The organism is Paenibacillus sp. N119s (assembly GCF_059447605.1).
In genome coordinates this window covers 1-7,326 of record NZ_JCAJRU010000239.1, presented here as the reverse complement: position 1 = coordinate 7,326, position 7,326 = coordinate 1, and the positions used below count along the sequence as shown (strand labels likewise).

Annotated in this window: 7 protein-coding genes; all 7 read left to right on the top strand. The window is 44.5% G+C overall.

Features of this window, described 5'->3' with window-relative positions; translation table 11 throughout:
• The coding region (gene cgtA, locus AC5V8P_RS21250; protein WP_495473836.1) for an Obg family GTPase CgtA at positions 1-160 on the top strand (160 nt) is incomplete at its 5' end.
• A 157-nt stretch (positions 161-317) separates the two neighbouring features.
• On the top strand, positions 318-755 hold the full coding sequence (locus AC5V8P_RS21245) for an ACT domain-containing protein (RefSeq protein ID WP_063212794.1): 438 nt from the start codon (positions 318-320) through the stop codon (positions 753-755).
• Between the two features lie 43 nt (positions 756-798).
• Positions 799-2,085 (top strand): homoserine dehydrogenase, encoded by a 1,287-nt coding sequence (locus AC5V8P_RS21240; protein WP_063212795.1) that lies wholly within the window; start codon positions 799-801, stop codon positions 2,083-2,085.
• A 27-nt stretch (positions 2,086-2,112) separates the two neighbouring features.
• Positions 2,113-3,081, top strand: a complete 969-nt coding sequence (thrB, locus tag AC5V8P_RS21235; protein WP_063212796.1) for a homoserine kinase — start codon at positions 2,113-2,115, stop codon at positions 3,079-3,081.
• Positions 3,078-3,977 (top strand): prephenate dehydratase, encoded by a 900-nt coding sequence (gene pheA / locus AC5V8P_RS21230; RefSeq protein WP_063212797.1) that lies wholly within the window; start codon positions 3,078-3,080, stop codon positions 3,975-3,977. Before thrB ends, pheA begins: the two co-directional genes overlap by 4 nt.
• A gap of 17 nt (positions 3,978-3,994) precedes the next feature.
• The gene (gene ilvE / locus AC5V8P_RS21225) at positions 3,995-4,879 is read left to right on the top strand and encodes a branched-chain-amino-acid transaminase (RefSeq protein ID WP_063212798.1); all 885 of its coding nucleotides are present in this window, start codon (positions 3,995-3,997) and stop codon (positions 4,877-4,879) included.
• Between the two features lie 159 nt (positions 4,880-5,038).
• A complete protein-coding gene (locus AC5V8P_RS21220; protein ID WP_064797486.1) occupies positions 5,039-6,787 on the top strand; it encodes a LysM peptidoglycan-binding domain-containing protein in 1,749 nt (582 codons plus the stop codon).
• Positions 6,788-7,326 lie beyond the last annotated feature (539 nt).

The window sequence follows — 7,326 nt, the reverse complement described above, 5'->3', positions numbered from 1 at the left end:
CATGCAGATGAATTCGCATGATGCCATTTTAAAATTAGCAAGAACGTTGCGTCACATGGGTGTGGATGCTGAGCTGCGTAAGCGTGGGGCCACAGATGGTACATCTGTCCGTATTGCTGATTTCGAGTTCGAATTCGTAGAAGGCAGCAGCTACTACTAAAATTTTAATAAAGCTTTAAAACCTGAACGGTTACTGCACTATAGAAAATTCTATAGAAGACAGTAGCCGTTTTTTGTATTGTTAGCTTGCTGATTTTCATGAGTTTCGATATAATGTCCTCTATACAAAAACATAAGTCTTTGAGGAGAGGACGTTCTTGAAAGAGCGCTATTACTTGGTACGGGAAGATATTTTGCCTGAAGCTATTGTTAAGACCATACAGGTAAAACAGCTGCTGGCTTCGGGAGATGTTAAAACCGTGCATGATGCCGTGGAGCAAGTTGGGCTAAGCCGAAGCGCCTTTTACAAATATAAAGATGGCATACATCTGGTTAACCAGTTGGAGCGTGAGCGAATTGTCAATATCTCTATTGATTTGGACCATCAATCAGGCATGCTGTCCAGAGTACTCGGCAGAGTGGCGGATTATGGAGGTAATGTGCTGACGATCCAGCAAAGTATTCCACTGCAAGGCAGAGCCAACGTAGTCATCTCAGTCGAAATGTCCAGACTTAGTGATGAGTTGGGTGTTTTGCTGGAGGGCTTGGAAAGCATTCCTGGGGTCAAGCGGGTCCGCCTGATTGGGCAAGGCTGAACGATACAGTTCACTAGATAAAAAGTTTGCAGGAGGGGAATGGATGAAACCGGTCAAAGTAGGATTGTTAGGCTTGGGGACGGTAGGTACGGGAGTTGTTCGAATCGTAGAGGGCAATCAGGAAGACTTGAGCAGACAAGTGGGTTCACCGATCATCATTGAAAAAATAGCTGTAAAAAACGTAGATAAGTATCGTTCCATAGAAGTGGACAACGCCAAACTTACTGAGGATCCATGGGAAGTCATTCGAGACCCTGAAATTGATGTGATTATCGAAGTCATGGGTGGGATCGATCAGACGAAGGAGTACATTCTCGAAGCGCTGGAGAGAGGCAAACACATTGTAACGGCCAATAAGGACTTAATGGCATTGCACGGTTCTGAAGTGTTGGCAAAAGCACAGGAAAAACAATGTGATATCTTTTATGAGGCTAGTGTGGCAGGTGGTATCCCGATCATTCGTACACTCATTGAAGGGTTCTCCTCTGACCGTATTACCCGCATTATGGGGATTGTGAACGGTACAACAAACTTTATTTTAACTAAAATGAGTCAGGAAGGAGCCTCGTACGAGGAGGTTCTTAAGGAAGCGCAAGAGCTTGGATATGCAGAATCTGATCCGACCTCAGATGTCGAAGGATTGGATGCGGCTCGTAAGATGGCAATATTGGGAACCCTCGGTTTCCGCTCTAATGTAGAGCTCAAGGATGTAAGCGTGAGCGGCATTTCAAAGGTAACCAGTGAAGATATTGCGTTTGCTAAAAAACTAGGATATGAAATGAAATTGCTAGGTATTGCAGAGCGCCAAGGTGATGAGTTTACGATTAATGTTCAGCCGACAATGGTGCGCAAGCAACATCCATTGGCTTCGGTGAACGGGGTATTCAACGCTGTTTATGTACATGGTGAAGCAGTGGGAGAAACCATGTTTTATGGTGCAGGTGCAGGCGAAATGCCGACAGCTACATCTGTTGTGGCTGATCTGGTAGCTGTGGTGAAAAATCTCAAACTCGGCGTAAATGGGCTTAAAGCAATCGTACCCTACAATCCTAAAAAAATTTGCAATGACGAAGACGTATATTTCAAAAATTTCGTGCTTTTACACGTAGATGATAAAGCAGGGGTGTTGGCACAAATTACGCAGGTATTTGCTGAATTCAATGTTAGTTTGGCATCTGTCGTGCAGCAACCGAATGAGACTAATCCCGATGCTGAGATTATTATCGTGACTCATTTAGCTAGTAAAGCAAGTATGAAAAAGGTCTTGGAACATTTTGAAACTTTGGACGTGATTCGCCGCATCAAGAGTGTATACCGAGTAGAGGGATAGTCAATAAAAGCAGGAGGAATCATCTGTATGACCGTTTTGAAAACAGCAAGAGTGCGCGTGCCTGCAAGTACGGCCAACCTAGGCCCCGGCTTTGATACATTAGGCATGGCATTGTCTCTATACGCATGGATTGAATTGAAAGAGGCCGAGCAGACAGTTTTCCATCTATACGGAGACCAAATGAATGGCGTTCCCCAAGATAAAACCAATTTGATTTACAAGGTAGCACAAACGGTTTTTCGTGAAGCAGGTGTATCTGTTCCTGAGCTGGAAATTTCGATGTATTCGGACATTCCGCTTACCCGTGGTTTGGGCAGCAGCGCTTCCGCCATTATAGGTGCGCTGGTGGCAGCTAATACGCTGATTGGCTCGCCTTTGTCGGATTCCAAGCTATTTGACATGGCAAGCGCTATTGAAAAACATCCGGACAATGTAGGGGCCTCTTTGTTTGGCGGTATTATTACTGCTGTATGGGATGGCAAGCATGCCAAGCACTTACGGATTGAACCAGACGCTAATCTGGAAGTTATGGTAGTTATTCCAGATTTTCAACTGTCCACGTCGAAGGCCAGAGAGGTCCTGCCCGCCCATGTATCCTTGAAGGATGCTGTATATAATATAAGCCATGCTTCAATGCTGGTAGCGGCACTGGCTTCGGGTCGAACAGAACTAATCGCCGAAGCGATGCGTGATCAGCTTCACCAGCCTTATCGTGCGGCACTTGTGCCGGGTATGACAGAAATCTTACAGGATGCGCACCAATATGGTGCATTGGGAGTGGCTCTTAGCGGTGCTGGACCTACGTTGTTGGCATTGACGGATCAACGGGAAAATCGTAAAGCAGAGCTTGAGCAGTATTTAACGGAGACAATGAAAAAAGAGGGAATCACTGCGGCTGTTTTAAAATTGCGCCCGGAGAGTGAAGGGGTTAAAGTATATACGGAAGGGAATACACACCCTTTTATGGATATGATTAAAGGGGAACTTACGATATGATACGAATTGCACTTCTTCCTGAGGGAACTGTCTCTCATGAAGCGATTAAATATTTGTTAGGAGATACACCCTGTGAACTACTGTTTTACAAGCATATAGCAGACGTATTTCAGGCAATAGACAAGGGACAGGCGGACTATAGTGTAATTCCTATAGAAAATACGATTGATGGCTCTGTAAGTTTGCATATGGACTGGCTTGTACATGAGGTAGACATTCCAATGCAGGCGGAATGGGTATATCCTTCAATTCAAAATCTTATTGGACATCGTAGTGAATTTCTCGGGGATCAGGACAAGCTTGATTTGAGCAAAGTGGTCAAAATTATGTCCCATCCTGTAGCACTTCCCCAATGTAAAGAATTCATACAAGCTTTCGCACCTCAAGCCGAGCTGGAGAGTGCAGGAAGTACGGCAGAAGCCGTCGAAATTGTTAAACATAACCCAGGTAAAAGTTGGACTGCTCTTGGGACCAAGCTTGCGGCTGCCAAACACGGATTGGACATTTTGGCCAGTAAAGTGACGGATCACGATAACAACTTTACCCGCTTTGTATTGATCGGACATCAACCTGTAAGGTTCCCGCGTACGCCAGAAGGCCAGCGAACCAGTATTCTGGTCACGCCGCCACAGGATTTCCCGGGAGCGCTGCATCAGGTTTTATCTGCCTTTGCATGGCGCAGGTTAAATCTGTCTCGTATTGAATCGCGTCCGACCAAAAAGCAATTGGGGAATTATTATTTTTACATTGAAGTTCTGGAATCTCTGCAATCCGTTTTGCTTCCGGCAGCCTTTGCAGAGATCGAAGCTTTGGGGTGTCATGTACGCATTCTGGGCTCTTATCCAAGCTACAAGTATGTTGAGGCAGCGATCGAACCTATCTTGAACGAACATTAATCGGAGGTGTGGTTGTAATGGCAGAACAATGGATCTATCTGGATGGACAGCATGTGACTAAGGAGAACGCAAAGGTTTCCGTATATGATCATGGATTCTTGTACGGAGACGGTATATTTGAGGGTATTCGTATTTATAACGGCAATATTTTTAAATGTAAGGAGCACTTAGAGCGTCTGTATGATTCTGCGAAATCTATTCAGTTGAACATTCCATTGTCTCCTGACGAAATGCTGGAAGCAATGGCTGAAACGATTCGTCTTAACGACATGCGTAATGGATATATCCGGCTGGTTGTATCCCGTGGTGCCGGAAATCTAGGTTTAGATCCTCTTCGTTGTGCGAAGGCAAGTGTCATCATTATCGTCGAGCAGCTTGCTATTTATCCAGAAGAAGCTTACTTGACTGGCTTAAAGACAATCTCTGTCTCTCAGCGTCGCAACATCCCGGATGCTTTGAATCCGAAGATTAAATCATTGAACTACCTCAACAATATCCTGGTGAAAATCCAGTCTAACTATGCTGGTGTAGGCGAGGCTATTATGCTCAATTCTCAAGGATATGTGACGGAAGGTTCTGCTGACAACATTTTTATTGTCAAAAATGGAGTGTTGTATACACCACCTTGCTATTTGGGAGCGCTTGAGGGGATTACTCGTAATGCTATCATTGATTTGTGCGCCAAACTTGGATATTCGCTTAAAGAGCAACCATTTACATTGCATGATGTATATGTTGCGGACGAGGTGTTTTTTACGGGAACCGCGGCAGAAGTGATTGCAGCTTATGAAGTGGATGGTCGTACGATCGGCTCCGGCGTTGCTGGCCCAGTGACTTTGCAGCTGCTGGCTGAGTTCCGAAAGATTGTAGATCAGGATGGCTATAAAGTGTGGCAGGACTAAAATAATACAAGATCCTTTTGACTGAATGCTTGTAAGAGTATTCGGTTGAGAGGATTTTTTTGTTTGTATGGGGTCATTCGCCCGGGAGGTGCATAGGATGTAATAACAGAAGCCGGGCGTTTATCCCGCCCGAACGAAAGTCTAGGAGGTTTGTGGCCTGTGAAAATACACATCGTCAAAAAAGGTGACACTCTGTACTTACTGGCACAGAAGTATAATGTGACACTGGAGAAAGTTATTGCCGCCAATCCCCAATTGGCAGATCCTAATCAGTTGAGCATCGGCGAGAAAATTAAAATTCCGACAGAACCTGTTACGATGGAAACACAGCCGTCAACGGTCTATCAACACAAAGTTAAGCAAGGAGATACGTTGTGGAAGTTATCTAAGGCGTGGAATGTACCGCTGAAGATAATCATTGATGCCAATTCCCAGCTTAAAAACCCCAATGCACTTCTGGTTGGAGAAACAGTTAATATTCCACACTACACAGAAAACGCATCTGAACCTTCTGTGAACAAAAAAAATACTGAAGTCAAGGAAGAAATGACACAGCCTAAACCAGAGAATATACCTAACCCTAAAGAAGAGATGACACAGCCTAAACCTGAATCCCCAACCAAAGAGGAACTTACCCAGCCCAAGGCGGAATTAACGCAGCCTAAACCGGAGAATATGCCTATCCCTAAAGAAGAGATGACGCAACCGAAAGAAACGGCGAATCCCCCTAAACTTCCTGAATTAAAACTGCCTGAAGTTCCTATGGCACCTGTGAATATGGCACCCGTGAATACGGCACCCGTGAATACGGCACCCGTGAATATGGCACCCGTGAATATGGCGCCTGTGAATATAGCGCCCGCAAATCCTGCTCCACCTCAATTTCAGCCTATAATTACTCAACCTGCCCCACCTCAACAAATGCAACCGATAGTTACCCAACCGATTGCGCCTAAATCGCAGCTTCCAGTTCATATCGAGAAGCAACCCGTAGCTGAAAAATTCTGTGGCTGCACAAGCTCGAAGCCGATGGAAAATTCCTCATGGCCATTACAGCAACCAGCATTTGATTACAGTCTGCCAACAAATGCAATGCCAAACACGTGGTATCCGGGTATTGGGTCTCCTCAGAATTGGGGGAATGCTCCTGTAAATACTTCCTTTGCAGAGCATGCTTCTCCCACTGCAGTTGCTGATCAGGGCTATCATCATGACTGTGAGCATCCATGGTGCTGGGGACCAATGCAAACAGCACCCATACATGCTCATCCTACACCTTATCCCGCATATTCAGATTGCTGCTGCACCCCGGGGTTTTATTCAGGTCATGAAGCGTCTGAAAATACATCCTATCCTGTCTATCCTCCATTTATCCATCAAGGGGGCCCGCAGCAGCAACCAGAGAATGCAGTCCAGGGTACCCAGTGGGGCCACGCGTGGGGAGGATCACAATATAGTTTGCCTACAAATGGGTACGTGTCGGACTATAGCCAACCAGTAGGTCAACACACCGCAAATCACCCGTACCATCCGTTCGTACATGGAAATGCACCTATGTATCCATTAGAGGGATATACAACGCCCTATATGTTTATGCCAGACTGTGGGGGCCGGGAAGGGGATGCCGAATCGGTACCAGCCTCTACAGGAACGCAAGAGGTAGGTAACAATTTGACTGTTTCATCTCAAAATGAAGTAACTTCTTCTGCCAAAAAAGACGATAGCGCTTCTAAAGGTAAATCAAAAGACACCTCTAGTAATACTTCCAAAGAGGAAACAGCTAAAGCCAAAGTTGCAAGCGAACATGTTGCGGTTAAGAAGCATAAATCCCGCAAATCGACTGGAGGAAGATCCCGTTCTTCATCCTATAGTGCTCGTGCCCGTCAAAATCCATGGATTAATGACTGACGTAAATAAATAAAAGGAGATAAACATTAGGAGTGTCCTGATTTGTTAGTCGTAAGGCGAAGGGATGAATCTAAAAGAGGCTGTTATTCTGCTAGTTGGGAATGATAGTCTCTTTGTTTAAAGGAAGTAATTGTAAAAGAATAAAACTAAAAAGATATTGCTAATTAGCATGGTAATGTGATACATTACTATAGTTGTCTTTTACAAGATAGTTAGTGACACGAAAACAAAGTAGAATTGATCAAAAAATTTTCTTGAAAAAAAGTGTTGCAAAGATGATGGAATTATGATATATTATTTAAGTCGCCGCTGAGATGCGGTGAAGAAACAAAACAAAATGAAAGATTATGCAGGTTTGATCTTTGAAAACTGAACAACGAGTGAGTACGGATTTTGTTTACAAAATCCAACGCTGAAATTTTGGTACAAGCCATCTGGTTGTATGAAATGGAAGCGAACAAGAGATATTTTATCTCGTCAGTTTCAAATGAGCTAATCGCTCTTTCGATAAACCAACTTCGGTTGGTCTTTAATGGAGA